Annotated in this window: 14 protein-coding genes and 1 pseudogene; 5 read left to right on the top strand and 10 right to left on the bottom strand. The window is 56.3% G+C overall.

Annotated features, from left to right (window positions below):
• Positions 1-15 precede the first annotated feature (15 nt).
• From JYG33_RS10320 to JYG33_RS10340, 5 genes are all read right to left on the bottom strand, one after another.
• A complete protein-coding gene (locus JYG33_RS10320; RefSeq protein ID WP_207872189.1) occupies positions 16-1,404 on the bottom strand; it encodes a nucleobase:cation symporter-2 family protein in 1,389 nt (462 codons plus the stop codon).
• Between the two features lie 133 nt (positions 1,405-1,537).
• Positions 1,538-2,347, bottom strand: a complete 810-nt coding sequence (locus JYG33_RS10325) for an alpha/beta hydrolase (protein ID WP_207872190.1) — start codon at positions 2,345-2,347, stop codon at positions 1,538-1,540.
• Positions 2,344-3,411 (bottom strand): aromatic ring-hydroxylating dioxygenase subunit alpha, encoded by a 1,068-nt coding sequence (locus JYG33_RS10330; RefSeq protein WP_243430145.1) that lies wholly within the window; start codon positions 3,409-3,411, stop codon positions 2,344-2,346. The genes JYG33_RS10325 and JYG33_RS10330 overlap by 4 nt, the downstream gene beginning before the upstream one ends.
• 32 nt (positions 3,412-3,443) lie before the next feature.
• The gene (locus JYG33_RS10335) at positions 3,444-4,199 is read right to left on the bottom strand and encodes an SDR family oxidoreductase (protein ID WP_207872191.1); all 756 of its coding nucleotides are present in this window, start codon (positions 4,197-4,199) and stop codon (positions 3,444-3,446) included.
• A gap of 43 nt (positions 4,200-4,242) precedes the next feature.
• The gene (locus JYG33_RS10340; protein ID WP_207872192.1) at positions 4,243-5,217 is read right to left on the bottom strand and encodes a PDR/VanB family oxidoreductase; all 975 of its coding nucleotides are present in this window, start codon (positions 5,215-5,217) and stop codon (positions 4,243-4,245) included.
• A gap of 115 nt (positions 5,218-5,332) precedes the next feature.
• On the opposite strand from JYG33_RS10340, the gene JYG33_RS10345 reads away from it, so the two are divergent.
• A complete protein-coding gene (locus tag JYG33_RS10345; protein ID WP_207872193.1) occupies positions 5,333-6,238 on the top strand; it encodes a LysR family transcriptional regulator in 906 nt (301 codons plus the stop codon).
• Here the strand turns inward: JYG33_RS10345 and JYG33_RS10350 are convergent.
• The 3 genes from JYG33_RS10350 to JYG33_RS10360 form a co-directional block, all read right to left on the bottom strand.
• Positions 6,213-6,761 carry a YaeQ family protein gene (locus JYG33_RS10350; RefSeq protein ID WP_207872194.1) on the bottom strand — a complete coding sequence of 183 codons (549 nt, stop codon included), beginning with the start codon at positions 6,759-6,761 and terminating at the stop codon, positions 6,213-6,215. The genes JYG33_RS10345 and JYG33_RS10350 overlap by 26 nt on opposite strands.
• Before the next feature lie 76 nt (positions 6,762-6,837).
• Positions 6,838-7,350: a hypothetical protein gene (locus JYG33_RS10355; RefSeq protein WP_207872195.1), complete on the bottom strand. Its 513-nt coding sequence runs from the start codon at positions 7,348-7,350 to the stop codon at positions 6,838-6,840.
• 99 nt (positions 7,351-7,449) lie between these two features.
• On the bottom strand, positions 7,450-7,908 hold the full coding sequence (locus JYG33_RS10360) for an Lrp/AsnC family transcriptional regulator (RefSeq protein ID WP_009460635.1): 459 nt from the start codon (positions 7,906-7,908) through the stop codon (positions 7,450-7,452).
• A gap of 112 nt (positions 7,909-8,020) precedes the next feature.
• Between JYG33_RS10360 and JYG33_RS10365 the strand changes: the two genes are divergently transcribed.
• From JYG33_RS10365 to JYG33_RS18670, 4 genes and pseudogenes are all read left to right on the top strand, one after another.
• On the top strand, positions 8,021-11,479 hold the full coding sequence (locus JYG33_RS10365) for an indolepyruvate ferredoxin oxidoreductase family protein (protein WP_207872196.1): 3,459 nt from the start codon (positions 8,021-8,023) through the stop codon (positions 11,477-11,479).
• A 572-nt stretch (positions 11,480-12,051) separates the two neighbouring features.
• Positions 12,052-12,867: pseudogene (locus JYG33_RS10370) on the top strand (histone H1-like repetitive region-containing protein); the annotation flags it as partial.
• Positions 12,868-12,981: 114 nt separating this feature from the next.
• Complete coding sequence (locus JYG33_RS10375; protein WP_207872198.1) at positions 12,982-13,545, top strand: YggT family protein; 564 nt, start codon at positions 12,982-12,984, stop codon at positions 13,543-13,545.
• 138 nt (positions 13,546-13,683) lie between these two features.
• Positions 13,684-14,916 (top strand): methylated-DNA--[protein]-cysteine S-methyltransferase, encoded by a 1,233-nt coding sequence (locus JYG33_RS18670; protein WP_243430146.1) that lies wholly within the window; start codon positions 13,684-13,686, stop codon positions 14,914-14,916.
• A gap of 52 nt (positions 14,917-14,968) precedes the next feature.
• Here the strand turns inward: JYG33_RS18670 and JYG33_RS10390 are convergent, their stop codons facing one another.
• Both JYG33_RS10390 and JYG33_RS10395 read right to left on the bottom strand, forming a co-directional pair.
• On the bottom strand, positions 14,969-15,460 hold the full coding sequence (locus JYG33_RS10390) for a glycine zipper 2TM domain-containing protein (RefSeq protein ID WP_153231046.1): 492 nt from the start codon (positions 15,458-15,460) through the stop codon (positions 14,969-14,971).
• Between the two features lie 57 nt (positions 15,461-15,517).
• Positions 15,518-16,459 carry a carbohydrate kinase family protein gene (locus JYG33_RS10395; RefSeq protein ID WP_207872199.1) on the bottom strand — a complete coding sequence of 314 codons (942 nt, stop codon included), beginning with the start codon at positions 16,457-16,459 and terminating at the stop codon, positions 15,518-15,520.

Here is a 16,459-nt window from a genome sequence, read left to right on the forward strand (position 1 = left end):
TCTCTCTCCTTTTTCTTATCCTTGCGGTGTCACCCGCACAACGCTCAGGGGCGCTTCTTCCTGTGTTTCCATCATCAATGCTTCGGACTGCTGCCGTCCGCTGGTTCCGTTAAAGAACAGATTCAGCACGACCGATGAAATGACCGTCAACAGTACGCCACTGTGCAGCAAAGGAATCAGATATTCGGGAAACTGATCAAAAAAGGTCGGGGCAACGGCAGGAATCAGGCCCACGCCCAGGCTGATCGCAAAAATGAAGGTGTTGTGCTTATTGGTTTTGAAGTCCACGGTCTGCAAGATACGCACGCCCGACGCCGCGACCATGCCAAACATCACGATGGCTGCGCCCCCCAGTACGTAGTGCGGCACCAAGGCCACCACATGGGCAATACGCGGCACCAGTCCCAGCACAATCAGGATCAGGCCCGCGACCAGACAGACGTAACGGCTGCGTACGCCCGTCACCCCGATCAGGCCGATGTTCTGGGCATAGGAGGAGTACGGGAAGGTATTGAATACGCCACCAATAACAGCCCCCAAGGCATCGGCACGCAAGCCGCGGGCGAAATCATCGTGGCTTAATGGGCGATTCAAAATAACGGCCAGGGCATAGAACAGACCAATGGCCTCGACCATGGTCACGATGACCACCAGCAGCATGGTGAAGGTAGCGCTGAAGGAGAAGGTAGGCATACCAAAATGAAACGGGGTGACCAGTTCCAGCCAGGGCAATTCATCCAGCCCTTCGACTGTGACCCGCCCCATCAAGGTAGCCAACAACATCCCTGCTGCCAGACCGACCAGCACAGCGATACTTCCGAAAAAACCACGCCCGAAACGGGCAACCAGCAAGGTCACCAAGAGCACGGTTCCGGCAATGCCCAGGTACACCAGGCTGCCAAAGTCTTTGGCACCATGGCCGCCGCCCGCCCAGGTAATGGCGACACCAAACAAGCCCACCCCCAGCGACACCAAGGTGGTGCCCGTGACCAAGGGCGGGAACAGCCACAGCAGGCGAATAATGACGGGCACCATCAGCACGGCAATGAAACCGGCCGCAATAATGGCGCCATACAAGGCGGGCAAGCCCATGCCAGGTGTCAGCCCGATGGCAATCATGGGGGCGATGCCCGCAAAGGAAATTCCCATCATGACGGGCAGGCGTATGCCAAACCAGCGCCCGACTCCCATGGATTGAATGATGGAAATGATCCCACAGCACAAAAGATCCGCATTGATCAGAATGGCGATGTCTTCCTGGCTCAATCCCAAGGCATTGCCCAGAATCAAAGGCACAGTGACGGCACCGGCATACATGACCAGCACATGCTGTAGACCAAACAAGAAAGAGCGTCCAACAGGCAGCCGCTCGTCAATACTGTCCTGAATCTGACGGGTGTTCATAGGTTTGTCTCCTCATCTTTTTCCCGTTATTTTTTTGCTCAGTACATCGGGTAGCGGACCCGTCCCCCTTATTGCCTGTCCGGGCCGCTGAATGACATGCCCCTGCCGGTGCAGGACCCAGGGGCATGGTGCATCAATTCCTTGTCAGAAAATCCTCCAAATAGGCGGCCACAAGCTCGGGTGCCTCCAGGGGCAATAAATGGCCTGTGTCGGGCAGTTCGTGCAAACCCGCCGGATGCCGTAATCGCTCCTGCATCTCCTTCATGATGGCCAGCCGCACAAAGCTGCATTCGCCATGCAATAACAAGGTCGGACAGCGCAGCTCCTCCAACTGCGCCCAGACATCGTCATTGCGAAATGGCCACCGCGACAAGAAGTACGGGTCATGTCGCCGCTGCCACAGGTCTTGATCGACCTGATTAACAGACTCGTAGGCAAACTGCTGCAGCAAGGACTGCGGTGCTTGTGGATTGGCTTTACGCTCGTACTCCAGCACGGCATCCCGACTGGGGAAGTTGGCCGGTCGTGGCATGACCTCGCGTTCACCTTGCAGGAAGCTGGGCTCTACATCCAGTACCGCCAGGCGGCGGACCCGTTCCGGATAACGGGCCGCATACTCCAGGCCGACCAGCCCCCCCCAGGACAAACCAGCCAGATCGTACTGTGGCAAACCCAAGGCATCGAGCAGGCAAGCCAGATCCTGCACATGGGCCGATGTGGCGTAGTCTTGCTGGCTACACCAGTCGCTCAAGCCATGCCCGCGCATGTCCAGCGCAATCACTGCCCGGTTCTGCGACAAGGCACAGGCCACCTGATGCCACAAACCAGCATGGCCGGTGACGCCATGCATCACGATCAGGGGCACCTGTGCGGTACGGATAGCGCCGTACTGGCGGGCGTGCAACAAACCTGTGCCGCCCTGTACATAGATGGACTGACTCATCGCAAGCTCTCGACCTGCGCGACCAGGTCATTGAGCCAGCGGCGGTACTCCACCGTGACAATATCCGCACCTCGCACAGGTGTCTCGCGCTCTTCGGGCAAACCACCTTGCAAATTAATCCACACGGGTCGCTGCGATTCAATGATGGGTTTGTCCTGACCCAGCACCTCGTCCTCGAAGTCCATGAAGAAGTCGTCGTACATGGGTTCGGTCCCGAAATCGCGGGCCTGCCACCAGAAACTGCGCGTCGTGAACTCGTCCACTGGACAGGCCGCCATCAGCAATACGTAACGCTTGCCGTTGGGGAAAGTACGCTTCAAATGCACGGTGTGCGGCATGGTGACGTGGTACTCGTTAACTGGCTCGATCAGTTCTTCTTCAATACCCAGCAGTTTTTTCTTCAATCCTACGCCGGGTTCTTTGACGCCGCTGCGATCAAAGCGCAAGACATGCTCTTCGCGCCAAACCTTGACCGGCTCGACACGCGGATTGTCGCGGCTGCCAATCGTACCGTCATGCACGTAGGCAAAATGGCTGAAGTCCACAAAGTTTTCCAGACGACGTGGCGAACTGGTGCGCCAGTCGTAAGTCTTGCCTTGCAGAACCCGGTAGCTAGGGTCATTCATTTCGGGGAACACGGGCACGGCCATTTGCGGGGTTTCCAGTGCAACCCAGACAATGCCACCGGATTCAGTGACGTTAAAGCGTTTCACATTCACCCGCATGGCACAGGTCAGCTCTTCACGGGCTGGAATACGCACGCACTCCCCTTGGGCGTCAAAGCGCCAGCCATGGTAAGGGCACTCGATCGTGGCATCGACAATTTCACCCAAGGCCAGATTGGTCCCTTTGTGCGGACAGCGGCTGTCCATCGCCACCAGCTCGCCATTCAGGCGTGCCAGCACCAGATCCTGACCCAGCAAACGTGCCCCGAAAGGCTTGTCCAGAACCTGACTGCTATAGGCCACGGGATGCCAGAAATGCGCCAGGGCGCGATACAGGGGATTGCTCTGCTCCTGCGGATGGCGGGCCTGGATCATTGGCACCTCATTCATGACTGTCATGATCTACTCCTGAAAATTCCAGCTAATTCTGTTTACAGAAAGTGGGCACCGCCGTTCACCAGCAGGCTCTGCCCCGTCACAAAGTCCGAACCACTGCCCAACAGAAACAAGGCAGCGCCCACCATGTCTTCGGGTGTTTGGGTGCGTTGCAGACAACGGCCCGCCACGGTTCGGCGGTCGGCCTCGTCACCCTGGGTCGCGGTAATACCGGCATCGGGAATCAGGTCCGGGCACAGGGTGTTGACCTGGATATTGAAAGCCCCCACTTCACGGGCCATGGCACGGCTCAGACCCACCACCGCCGCTTTGGACGAGACGTAATGCAGGAAGTTGGGTACGCCCTTATAGGGAGTATTGGAGGAGACATTGATGATCTTGCCGCCCCCTTGTTGTTTCATGGCCGGGATCACAGCTTTGCAGCACTGCCACAAACCACGCACATTGATGGCATAGCAGCGATCCCATTCCTCGGCAGGAATGTCCATCAGCGAACCAAAAGTACAGCCACGGAAAAAGCCCGCGTTATTGATGATGCCGTCGATAGAGCCAAAGGCATCCAGGGCAGCTTTGGCCATGGCCTGGGTATCGTCGTTATTGGACACATCTACTTTGACGGCAATGGCCTTGCCACCCTGATCGCGGTACTGCTGGGCCTTGTCGCTTAAATCGCCCAGGTCCGCCATGACCAGATTCGCGCCCTGTGCCACCAAGGCATCGCAGTACGCCAAACCAATCTGCCCCCCGGCTCCGGTGACGATAACCGTCCTGCCTTTCAATGAAGCATTCATTTTCCTATCTCCTCCGTATGTGGGCGTCGTTTGCGCCCTGCTCTTATAAATCCAGCGTCAGTGCCTCGCCGCGACTGCGGGAGACGCAAATCATCATGCTCTCTGACGCGGCCCGTTCTTGTTCGCTCAGAACGTGGTCGCGATGCTCGGGCGTGCCTGCCAGGACTTTGGTTTCACAGGAACCGCAAATCCCCTCGCGGCAGGAGCAGTACACCCGTATGCCCTGATCCAGCAGACAATCCAGAATGCTGCGGCCTGCCGGAACCTCTATAGAGCCGCCCGTGCGAGCCAGGTGAACGGTAAACGCGCTGTCATCGCCCTGATCAGCCGCCGCCAGAGGCGCGGCAGCGAAGTACTCGAAATGCACGTGTTGATCAGGCAGGTCTGCACAGGCCTGCTTATAGGCTTGCAACATACCGGCCGGTCCACAGCAATAGAAATGGCTACCCTGGCTTTTATAAGGAGCCAGTGCGGCGTCCATATCCATGCGCGCACCATTCATTTCGTCTTCGATCAAGACATCCAAGCGCCCCAAGCCCTGACTGTTCGCTGCTAATTGTTGAAGTTCGTCCAGAAAGGCCGTTCGGCAACGGCTGCGCACACAGTAGAAAAGATGCCAGGGGCGGCCCAGGGCTTGTAGCCGCTGTGCCATGGCATGAATCGGTGTAATACCGATGCCACCTGCCAACAGAACGCTGGTAGCCGCTTGCGTTTCATCCAGTTTGAACAGATTGCGTGGCTCGGAAATCTCCAGCGCATCGCCCACGTTCAAAGCTTGATGAACGGCTCGGGAACCACCCCGGCTGGCCGGATCCAGGCTGACGCCGATCCGGTACTGCCCTTCGTGGCTACCCGCCAGCAGTGAATACTGCCGGACCAAGCCCCCTGGCAAATGCACATCGATATGGGCCCCCGCCTCCACGGCTGGGAAGCGGCCTTCCTGTGGACAGAGCTCCAGTGAACGGATGCCCTCGGCCTCGATGCGTATGCTGCGTATCCAGGATTTCATGATGCTCATGCCTCCTTTTCTTATCTGACCTTTGCAGCCCCCGCTGCGGTCTATGGAAAACATTTAAGCACCCGCTATTTGATAAAACAATTGAATTTATTTGATTTATTAGTAAGATAATCTGATGAATATAACCCTCAGACAACTTCGTGCTTTTGTCGCTGTGGCGGAAGCAGGCCAGTTCACCCAGGCAGCGCGCAATCTGCACGTCACCCAGTCAGCATTGAGCATGTTGATTCGGGAACTGGAGTCCCAGACCGGGCTACGGCTGTTCGATCGGCACACCCGCAAAGTGGTGCTCAGCGAACCGGGTCAGGAGTTGTTGGGTACAGCGCGGCGCGTACTGGCCGAGGTGGAAGAGGCCGTGCGCCATTCCAGGGAGTTGACCAGTCATCAACGTGGCCGGGTGTCCATTGCCAGTGGCACGGTGTTGTCCTCCAGCTTGCTGATTCCGTTTATTGCTCTGTTTCAGCAACGCTATCCCGGCATTCGGGTGGAGTTGCTGGATATGGCAGAGCAAGACATCAGCCGCCGCCTGGAGCAGGAGCCTATCGATTTTGGTTTGGGAACAGACTGGAATCGGCCCGACACGATTGAGGCGCATCCGGTCATGCAGGATCAATATCAGGCCCTGTTGCCCCACAACCATCCGCTAACGGCCAAATCACAAATACGTTGGCATGATCTGGCGGCGCATCCGTTTATAGCCTTGTCCTCGCACAGCCCCTTGGGACAGGCCATACAAAGGCAATTGACGGCCCTGGACATACGGTTTCCGCAGGTTCACGAAGTGTCCTTGCACACCACGGTACTAAGTATGGTCAGGCATGGTTTGGGGCTGGCGATCCTGCCTGCCAACACCCAAAGCCTGCCCGAGGCGGCACAGATTATTTTTCGCCCTTTGAAGGCACCGGTTCTGCCCCGGCAAGTCAGCCTGATGCAATTGCGTCAGCGTTCACTGGCCCCGGCGGCAAGCTTATTCCGCAGCGAGTTGCTGGCCCATATCAAGCGGCAGCATTCAGGTGGCTGACTTCAATAGTGGCTTCGCCCTTTTCACTGCTGGCCCAGACCGTACCATCCTGAACATTCAAATTGATTGTCATGCCTCGTTCAGCCAAGGCGGCTAACGCGTCTGTACCCGCCACATCCAGCGCATAGACTTGCAGGTTACGGGCACGGCTGATCTTGTCTTTGATGCCATTCCACCAAACCGGGACGTTACGTCCATAAGCCAGCACGGTCACCTTATCAGCGCGGCCACTGGCCTTGATCAAACGACGATCGTCGGGCAACCCCACTTCCAGCCAATGCAGCAGATTGCCGCCCAAATCATGTTCCCACAGGGCGGGCTCATCCGAATCGCTCAGACCGCGAGAAAAGCTCAGGGCCTCGTCTGATTGCACATACAAGCCATATGCCAGCAAACGAGCCATCAGACGCTCTTCGGTCTCCGAAGGATGACGGGCCAGCGTCAAGGTATGACTGCCGTAATAGGCCCGATCGTTATCGGCCACATTCAATTCAACTTTATAAATCGTCGCGCGCAAAGCCATGGAGCGTCCAGCAAAAGAAACAGACAAAAAACTGGCCGCCCCCAGGACGGCCAGGAATCATTCAACTACGCAGAGATCAGAATGGCAGGCGGTAGCCAGGTGACATTCTGGTCAGGCGGTAAGTGGTACCACTTTGGTCACGCAGCACCAGATTGCGGGCTGTCAGACTGACGATGTTGTAGTTGTTTTCGTAAATCGGATCGCCTGGTTCGGTAGTGACACCATTGGACTCTTGCGTGCTGATCTGCACATTACTGCCTTTACGTACCCAGCAACCGCTTTCGTTCAAACCTTGTGACGGCTTGTTAGGGCGTTTGACCTGTTCGGTGTACGCCATGGAGCCATCCGTTTGCAAGGTGAACAAGGTACGAAGCTCGCCCACAACACCTTTCTGGCGGTGCTTGCTTAACCAGTTACCTGCCAGCTCATCCCCGGCAGCAGCAGGCTGGCAGGCAGGATGAACCGGCTTGGCGGCCGCGGTCTGCGCAGCAGGCTCGGGAGCCGGCGCTTTCACGGCGCAGGCGCTTAAAAAAACTGTAGCCAGCACAGCGACCCAGGAAGTGCGTCGCAAGATATTCGCCTTCGTCATAAAACCCCGTCCTTCATGCTTACATACCGACCCACGACAGGCCACCGAATCCTGAATATTCTACCTGAAGGCGCTTGTTTTACCCCATAACAAGATGCTTCAAAGTGGCAAAGGCAGGCGGGTCACGTTCTTGATTTCTCGCATGGCCACAATGGTGCGGGTTTGGCGCACGCCCGGCATATTAAACAGAAAGCGGTGCAGGAAATCGTCGTAGGACTCGGCGCTGGGCACCATGATCTTCAGCAGAAAATCCGCATCGCCGGTCACGGCGTGGCATTCCAGAATCTCGGGTGCATCGCGCACGGCACGGATGAAGTTGTCGACAATTTCACCCGAATGACGGTCCAGACTGATCTGGGTAAACATGCAACTTTGCAGGCCAACCTGACGGCGATCCACACGCGCATAATAGCCCTGGATGACCTTGTTTTTTTCCAGGTTTTTAATGCGCCGCCATACGGGCGCAGTGGACAAACCCACCTGCTCGGAGACCTGCTGAGCCGAGGCCCGACCGTCCAATTGCAAGGCATCCAGGATTTTTAAGTCAGTTTTATCCATATTTGAATATTTACGAAATGAACATTTCAAAGAATAGGGAATATCCGCAACTATAACGCAAAAAAAAGCGAGGACAGACTCTCTATCATGATCTCTATCTGGAGGTTTCATCATGACGCAGTCCGTCGACACTCAATACAAGCTCAGCGACAACCTGACCGCACAATCAGGACGCATCTTTTTAACGGGCACACAGGCCCTGGTGCGCATGTTGCTGACCCAGGCTCGCCTGGATAAAGAACACGGTTTGAACACCGCTGGTTTTGTCTCTGGCTACCGTGGCTCGCCACTGGGTGGCGTGGACATGATCATGTGGAAGGCCCAGAAGCATCTGGACCAGGCCAAGGTACGTTTTCAACCCGCCATCAACGAAGATCTGGCCGCCTCCATGATTATGGGTACGCAGCAGGCCGGTGAACGTGCAGACCGCACCGTCGATGGGGTGTTTTCCATGTGGTACGGCAAAGGCCCCGGTGTAGACCGCGCGGGCGATGCCTTGCACCACGGCCATGCCGCCGGTGCCTCCCAGCACGGCGGCGTGTTGATGATTGTGGGTGATGACCACGTGGCCTCGTCCTCGTCCATCCCCCACGCCAGCGAACAATCCCTGATTGCCTGGGGTATCCCGGTCGTCAATCCCTGTTCGGTCGAAGAATACGAACGCTTTGGTATCTGGGCCTGGGCCTTGTCGCGGTACTCGGGCTCCTGGGTCGCCTTCAAAGCCATTACCGAAACGGTAGAAAGCGGCCGCTCTTTTGAAATTGCGCCCCTGGATGATCTGACCCCTGCGCTGGCGGACCAGCAAGGCGGCAAGTATCCCTACGACCCGAGCAAATTCCTGACCCCGTCCATGGAAGGCACCCTGGATGCCCGCCTGGATAGCGTGCGCGAGTTCGCTCATAAATACAGCCTGGATCGCATCCTGGAAGCCGCTCCTGATGCGCGTATTGGTATTGTCTCCACCGGCAAAGCCACACTGGATACGCTGGACGCGCTGGAACAGCTCAGCAGCCTGAAGGATCTGCCCGCCATTCGCCATCTGAAGATTGGTTTGAGCTGGCCTGTTAATCCGCAATCACTGAACGACTTTATTGAAGGCCTGGATCACGTTTTGGTCATTGAGGAAAAGGGCCCGATTATTGAAGACCAGTTAAAGAACCTGCTCTTTAACCGTGCCCAGCGTCCCACTGTCTCGGGCAAGCGCGATATTGAAAATGAAGTGCTGATTCCTGCTGATGGTCAGCTCAGCCCCGCCCGTGTGGCTGTGGGCCTGCGCCGCTGGCTGGGTCACCATGCCAATGTGCAACTGCCTGCCTGTACGGTACAGAATCTGGCTCCCATTGATACCAATGGTCTGACTCGTCGCCCCTACTTCTGTTCGGGCTGTCCGCACAACACGTCCACCAAAGTCCCCGAAGGCAGCCAGGCCATGGCGGGTGTGGGTTGCCACTATATGGCGACCTGGATGGACCGCAAGACTCGTGGTCTGACTCAAATGGGGGGCGAAGGCACGGACTGGGTCGGCTTGTCTCCGTTTATTCAAACGGGCCACATGTTCCAGAACATGGGTGAAGGCACTTACTTCCACTCCGGCTATCTGGCAATTCGTCAGGCCATTGCGGCGGGCGCCAACATTACCTACAAGATCCTGTTCAACGATGCGGTTGCCATGACAGGCGGCCAACCCGTTGACGGCCCCATCTCTGTACCCCGCATTTGCCAACAAACCATTGGTGAAGGTGCACGTCGTGTGGTCATCACCACCGATGAGCCCGAGCGCTATCGCGGCATCAGCCTGCCTGCCGGTGTGGATGTTCACCACCGTCGTGAACTGGACCGCCTGCAGCGTGAGCTGCGCGAGATCTCCGGCGTGACGATCCTGATTCACGACCAGACGTGTGCTGCTGAAAAACGCCGTCGCCGTAAAAAGAATGAGTATCCCGATCCTGCTCGCCGCCTCTTTATTAACAAGGCAGTCTGCGAAGGCTGTGGCGATTGCGGTGTGCAATCGAACTGTCTGTCGCTGGTTCCCGCCGAAACCCCGGAAGGCCGCAAGCGTCAGATCGACCAGTCCAGTTGCAATAAGGATTACTCCTGCGTGGATGGTTTCTGCCCCAGCTTTGTATCAGTGATGGGCGGTGCCTTGCGTCGTGGCGACCAGAACGGTCAAGCCGACATGAAGGCGCAATTGCTGGCCAAACTGGAAGGTCTGCCTCAGCCCGCCATTCACGCACAGGAATGCAATGTGATTGTGGCCGGTGTCGGCGGTACGGGTGTGATTACGATTGGTGCCGTGCTCTCCATGGCCGTGCACCTGGAAGGCCGTTCCAGCTCGGTACTGGACATGACAGGTCTGGCACAAAAAGGCGGTACCGTCATCAGCCACATTCGCCTGTCTGCGGATAAAGAAACAACTGGCGCAGTACGCGTTGACCCCGGTCAGGCCGACCTGGCTATTTTGTGCGACGTGGTTGCGGCTGCCCATCCGAACGCGCTGTCCTGCCTGCGCCCTGGTCATACCCACGCCATCATCAACGAATACCTGGCCCCCACTGCAGAGTTCACCCGCAACCCGGATGCACCGTTGGATGCCCAACACTTGTTGAGCCAATTGAAAGCCACCGCCGGGGACAACCAGGTGCGCTCCTTCAATGCACACCAGGCCGCCACTTTATTGTTTGGCGATAGCTTGCTGTCCAATATGCTCTTGATGGGTATGGCCTGGCAACAAGGCTCCATGCCGGTCAGCAGTGCCGCTATTGAACAGGCTATCCGTCTGAACGGCGTTGCCATTCAAGCCAACCTGGATGCCTTCCATTTGGGTCGCGTGCTGGCTCATGACGAAAAAGCGCTGAACAGCCTCCTGGCCCCCGCGGCTCAAGTCGTGACCTTGCAGCGCCGCGAAACGCTGGAACAAATCATGCAGCGCTGCACCAGCAGCCTGGAGCAGTATCAGAACGCCGCCTATGCCCAACGCTTTGCCAGCACCATCAATGCGCTGCGTGACGCCGAGCAAAAACTGCGTCCTGGTCAGCGCCCTGCCTTGACTGAAAAAGCCGCACGCAGCTTGTACAAGCTGATGGCTTACAAGGATGAGTACGAAGTCGCTCGCCTGTTCAGCTCGCCTGCTTTCCGCCAGGATCTGGAGCAACAATTTGAAGGCGACTTCTCCTTGCGCTTCCACTTCGCACCGCCTTTGCTGGCACGCCGTGATCCGGCTACCGGCCGCCCACGCAAGATCACATTGGGTCCACGCACGGCTACCTTGCTGCGCTGGATGGCTAAAGGCAAGGGTCTGCGCAACACCGCGCTGGATCCATTTGGCTACACCCATGAGCGTCGTATGGAACGCCGCTTTTGGCGTGAGTACCAGAACCTGCTCAACAGCCTGAGCAAAAATCTGGATCAAGCCAACTATGCCAGCGCCCTGGAACTGGCCGAGCTGCCACAACAATTGCGTGGTTTCGGCCCAGTCAAAATGGAATCGGCCAAGAAATACGAAGCCCGTTTTGCAGAGCTGTCGCAACAGTTGAAAAACACAGGACCGAACATTCAGGCGGTCCCCGCCTAAGCCTTAGTGGCTGCGGTTCTCCCAACGATTAACCTGCCCTTTCAGCCCTGCTTATGCAGGGCTTTTTTTGGTCTGCACCCTATCCAGAAACGCGATGTACCACAGGCAAAACAGCAGCTTGATCACCGCTTTTTTCTGGCCCCATTTTGATGCCTCACATCATTTTTTAAAACAGCAAAATATCAGCACAAGGCATCCAGCAATGCGTAAAAAATCAGGGACTTGGATGCGGCTTGCTATCAAGCAAGCGTGTCCAGAACGCAACTTATTGGAGACAGCCAGCACTGATTCCTAAATCCATAAGCCCCAAGCTATGATTAATGCTTGACTGTAGAGGGGCTTACGTTAGACTTCTAAGCGTATAAGGTATCGACCTTAAACGCCTGCGTCATTTGAAAAAGGCCATTGCAGTTTTCCAGGCCAGGTCAAATGGGTGTGGACAAACTAAAGACTTGTTCTCGAGGAGCATGATCATGGCAACAGCCAAGAAAGGCGCAGCAAAAGCAGCAAGCAGCAAAACCGTCAGCCCTAAAAAAGCAACACCAGCCAAACCAGCCGCAGCTCCAGTCAAAGCGACTGCTACCAAGACCAGTCCCAGCAGCAAACCCGCTGCCACAAAGTCCCCCGCTAAAACCACTGCCACCAAGACCAGCAAGGCTGCTGTAAAAGCCCCTGCCAAGTCTACGGCCAGCGCTGCCGCCAAGAAAACGGTTGCGAAAAAAGCAGCGGTAAAGAAAACCACTCCGGCAAAAACCACGGCTGTTAAGGCCACCGCGACCAAGACAACTGCCACCAAAACCGTAGCCAAAAAAGCAGCCGCTAAAAAGACGGTCGCCAAAAAGGCCGTGGCCAAGAAAGCCGTTGCCAAAAAGGTCGTCGCTAAAAAAGCAGTAGCCAAAAAGGCTGTTGCCAAAAAAGCGGTTGCCAAGAAAGTCGTCGCCAAAAAAACAGTGGCTAAAAAAGTAGCTGCGCCTAAAACGGCCAGCACCAAAGCTGCCACTGCCAAGCCTGCCACCACGGCTGCCGCAAAAAAACCGGCTAGCACAAAGGCAAGCAAACCCGTGGCCAAAAAAGCCACTCCCAGCAAAGCGGCAGCAAAACCTGCCACTAAAACCAGCACCAAGGCAGCAGTAAAGACAGCGGCTAAAAAAGCCAGTCCTGCTACCAGTGCCAAGAAACCCGTAGCTCCAAAGAAGAAAGAAGTTAAATCCGTGACCGCAGAAACCAAGACCCCAAAGACCAGTACCACGACTAAAGCTGCCGCCAAGGTTGGCAATAAAACCGCTGCCCGCAAAGCGACTAAAACCGCCGCGGCTCCTGCCGAGCCTCGCCGCGAAGACGTCAACCCTGCTGGCTCCTGGCCCTTCCCGACCGGCAAGCGTCCTTAATCGCACGCTGCTTTTATGTTTCTCCCCAAAGAGCCACCCTGATCAGGGTGGCTCTTTGGTTTGTAGCACTTGCATGCGACAATTCCCTCTCCTATCAATTCATACCAAGCCACTATGTTCAGTGAAGTCGCCCTCTTCCTAATCCATATTGTTCTGTCGCTGCTGGGCACAATTTTGCTGCTGCGTGCCTGGGTCTATGCGCTCAGAATTCATCCTTTCAATCCCTATTCGCAAGCCATGTTCAAAGTAACGGACTGGCTGATCATGCCCTTGCGGCGCGTGATCAAAAGCGGCAACCGTTGGGACTGGACGTCCTTGGTCGCGGCCTGGCTAAGCGCGCTGGTGTACCTGGTCCTCAGTGCCATGGTGCTGACCGGCTCGGTGTCCATGCTCTCGAACTTCCCCATGTTCTTGCTGGCCGCCGTCTTTACCGTGCTGCGCTGGAGCTTGAGCCTGATTTTCTGGGTCGTGCTACTGCAAGCCCTGCTGTCCTGGATTCAGCCACAATCGCCCAGCATGCCTTTGCTGCGTTCCATTACCGCCCCCTTGCTGGATCCGATCCGTCGTGTCTTGCCAGACCTGGGTGGCCTGGACCTATCGCCACTGGTAGTCCTGCTGCTGACCCAAGTGCTGAATATGGTCATCACCCGTACGGCTTTTAGCCTGGTGCCAATCTAAGCACGACACGCTGCACACTAAAAAAACCTGGGTATAGCCCAGGTTTTTTTTCACTCCGAATTCAAGAGCAAGAATCAGGGTGTCTTGTGCAGAAGCGAACTTTATACTGACTCCATCATCAATCTGCAGGCCGCTTCCATGACTCACCTTCCATCAAAACCAGACCCAGCCAACCGCTACCGCGAGGCTGAACAATTCCTGGCCGCCCTGGACACGGACTGGCAAGCACTGGTCACCCATGTTGGCCCTTGCATCCATCAGCCACGTCCAGAACGCGACCCGTACGAAGCATTGATTCGCTCCGTTGTGTATCAGCAATTGCACACCCGTGCTGCCGAACGCATCCTGCAGCGCCTGATTGATATCTATCCACATGGCCACTGTCCAAGCCCTGAGGAAGTGCTGGCGACGCCTTACGAAACCCTGCGCGCTTGCGGTTTGTCCGGTGCCAAGGCCACTAGCATTCTGGGTCTGGCTCAAGCCCGTTTGGACGGCATCATTCCCGATCAGGCCACTGCCTTGCAAATGCCTGATGAGGAACTGATCAAGCAACTGACCACGCTACGCGGCATTGGTCGCTGGACGGTGGAAATGATGATGATGTACACGCTGGAGCATGAAGACATTCTGCCCGCGGACGACTTTGGGGTGCGTGATGGCTATCGCAATTTAAAACGTCTGGACACCGCACCCACAGCCCGTGCCTTGCGTGAAATTGGCCAGGCCTGGGCACCGTATCGCAGCGTGGCTTCCTGGTACTTGTGGCGCATGCCCAAGCAAGCAGCCGCACTTTCATCGCAAAGTGACGCACAGCACCAGCAAACCAAGATATTGCGTAAACAGGGCCAAAGCAGCCACATTCGTTTTGCCATTGCCCAATGCAGCCTGGGCGCATTGCTAGTCGCGGAAAACGAACGTGGGATTTGCGCCATTTCTTTGGGTGATGATACCGATGTTTTACTAGAGCAATTGCAGGACCGCTTCAAGGCAACAGAATTGATGGAGGCCAACCCACAACTCAATCAGCGCGTCGCCCAAATTGTCGCCATGGTGGAAGAACCCGCCTTGGGTTTAAGCCTGCCTCTGGATATTCAGGGCAGCGCCTTTCAACAAAAGGTTTGGGAACTGCTCCGTGATATCCCCGTGGGCCAGACCTTGAGCTATACCCAGATTGCCGAACGCCTGGGAATGCCCAAAGGTGCACGTGCCGTTGCCCGTGCATGTGCCACCAATACACTAGCGATTGCGATCCCCTGCCATCGGGTCGTACGTCAAAGCGGCGATCTGGCAGGCTACCGCTGGGGCCTGGAACGCAAGAAAGCCTTGTTGGAACGTGAGCGCTCCAAGGCCACACGCAACAAACAGGCATGAAAAAACCCGGCCAATGGCCGGGTTTTTTATACACAAAGCCCTGAGGCTTTGATTACATAGGCACCACGCGAGTTGGGCCGTTACCGCTAAGCATACGTACCCGCTGACCAGCGGACAGAGGTACGTCGGCTTCCTGGGCCACCACACGGGTTTCGCCGTTATCCAACTGAACCGTGATTTCCAGGCCCTGGGTCTTGCCCATGCGGTTTTCAACCGCATTACCAACCAGACCACCCAGAATCGCACCACCGATACTGGCCAGGATACTACCGCGGCCACCACCAATGCTGCTGGCAGCCACACCACCCAAGGCAGCGCCACCCACGGTGCCCACACCCGAGTTCTGATCTTCCTGAATAGTGACGGCGCGTACCGAAACAACGGTACCCAAACGCACGATTTGTTCGCGCTGAGCCTGACCGTAGCTGTACACCGAGCTGGATGCCGATTTATTGGCACAACCTGCCAGCAAAAACACAGGTGCTGCCAGACTCGCCACTACCAGCAGACGTACTTTGGGACGATCGAAAAAAGAAACGTACATACGGTTTACTCCAAAAAACGTAGCTGGCCGAATCATAAAAAATTGTCGAGCGCTCTCTTACAAGCTGCGCTCAATACCATAGTGCTCTTTTAGCATGGCCGAGATATCTGACCGTTTAAATTCATGATTTTGCGGGCCATCCGCCTGGATTTTAATACTGCCCATCAAGTTACCCAAGCTGCAAGCCTCCTGCCAGCTCCAGCCTTTTGTAAGCCCATATAACAGGCCCGCGCGATGCGCATCGCCGCAACCGGTGGGATCAACCACCCTTTCTACAGGCACTGGTGCAATTTCGTAGGTCTGGCCGTTGTGGTAAAGCGTGCTGCCATGCTCTCCGCGCGTCACGATAGCGGCCTGCAAGCCTTGGGCAATCTGCGCCATGCTCTTGGAAGTGCGCTGCTCGATCACTTCGGCTTCGTATTCGTTAGCGGTAAGAACTTGACACAGTTCCAGCATCTCCAACAAGTCCGCACCTTCGTACAAGGGCATGGCCTGGCCCAGGTCAAAAATAAAGGGCGTGCCTTGCGCGTGCAGACGACGAGCATGAGCAAACATACCGTCTTTGGAGTCGGGAGCCACAATACCCCAGGCGGCTTCCTGACCGGACAAATCGATCTGGGCCGAGTTCGCCATGGCGCCTGGGTGGAACGAGGTAATCTGGCTAGCGGCCAAGTCAGTGGTGATAAAGCACTGGGGGGTGAACATTTCAGGCATCACACGCACCATGCTGGTATCAATACCCTGGTCCTGCATGTGCTGCACATAATCCACACCGTCACTACCAACGGCACCCACAGGAACAGGCTGGCCACCCAGCATGTTCAAGGTATAGGAAATATTACCTGCACAGCCGCCCCACTCTTTACGCAAGCTGGGTACAAAGAAGGACACGCTCAGGGTTTTAATGCTGTCGGGCAAGATGTGATCTTTGAAGTACCCCTCGAAAACCGCGATCGTATCAAACGCGATCGAACCACATACCAGCACTCGCTCGGTCAT

Source organism: Alcaligenes sp. SORT26, assembly GCF_017377875.1.
GTDB classification, from domain to species: domain Bacteria; phylum Pseudomonadota; class Gammaproteobacteria; order Burkholderiales; family Burkholderiaceae_B; genus Alcaligenes; species Alcaligenes parafaecalis.

Excerpts from the sequence above, each read along its gene's own strand:
- JYG33_RS10320 (WP_207872189.1), bottom strand. The coding sequence starts at position 1,404 with ATGAACACCCGTCAGATTCAGGACAGTATTGACGAGCGGCTGCCTGTT.
- JYG33_RS10325 (WP_207872190.1), bottom strand. The coding sequence starts at position 2,347 with ATGAGTCAGTCCATCTATGTACAGGGCGGCACAGGTTTGTTGCACGCC.
- JYG33_RS10330 (WP_243430145.1), bottom strand. The coding sequence starts at position 3,411 with ATGACAGTCATGAATGAGGTGCCAATGATCCAGGCCCGCCATCCGCAG.
- JYG33_RS10335 (WP_207872191.1), bottom strand. The coding sequence starts at position 4,199 with ATGAATGCTTCATTGAAAGGCAGGACGGTTATCGTCACCGGAGCCGGG.
- JYG33_RS10340 (WP_207872192.1), bottom strand. The coding sequence starts at position 5,217 with ATGAGCATCATGAAATCCTGGATACGCAGCATACGCATCGAGGCCGAG.
- JYG33_RS10345 (WP_207872193.1), top strand. The coding sequence starts at position 5,333 with ATGAATATAACCCTCAGACAACTTCGTGCTTTTGTCGCTGTGGCGGAA.
- JYG33_RS10350 (WP_207872194.1), bottom strand. The coding sequence starts at position 6,761 with ATGGCTTTGCGCGCGACGATTTATAAAGTTGAATTGAATGTGGCCGAT.
- JYG33_RS10355 (WP_207872195.1), bottom strand. The coding sequence starts at position 7,350 with ATGACGAAGGCGAATATCTTGCGACGCACTTCCTGGGTCGCTGTGCTG.
- JYG33_RS10360 (WP_009460635.1), bottom strand. The coding sequence starts at position 7,908 with ATGGATAAAACTGACTTAAAAATCCTGGATGCCTTGCAATTGGACGGT.
- JYG33_RS10365 (WP_207872196.1), top strand. The coding sequence starts at position 8,021 with ATGACGCAGTCCGTCGACACTCAATACAAGCTCAGCGACAACCTGACC.
- JYG33_RS10375 (WP_207872198.1), top strand. The coding sequence starts at position 12,982 with ATGTTCAGTGAAGTCGCCCTCTTCCTAATCCATATTGTTCTGTCGCTG.
- JYG33_RS18670 (WP_243430146.1), top strand. The coding sequence starts at position 13,684 with ATGACTCACCTTCCATCAAAACCAGACCCAGCCAACCGCTACCGCGAG.
- JYG33_RS10390 (WP_153231046.1), bottom strand. The coding sequence starts at position 15,460 with ATGTACGTTTCTTTTTTCGATCGTCCCAAAGTACGTCTGCTGGTAGTG.
- JYG33_RS10395 (WP_207872199.1), bottom strand. The coding sequence starts at position 16,459 with ATGACCGAGCGAGTGCTGGTATGTGGTTCGATCGCGTTTGATACGATC.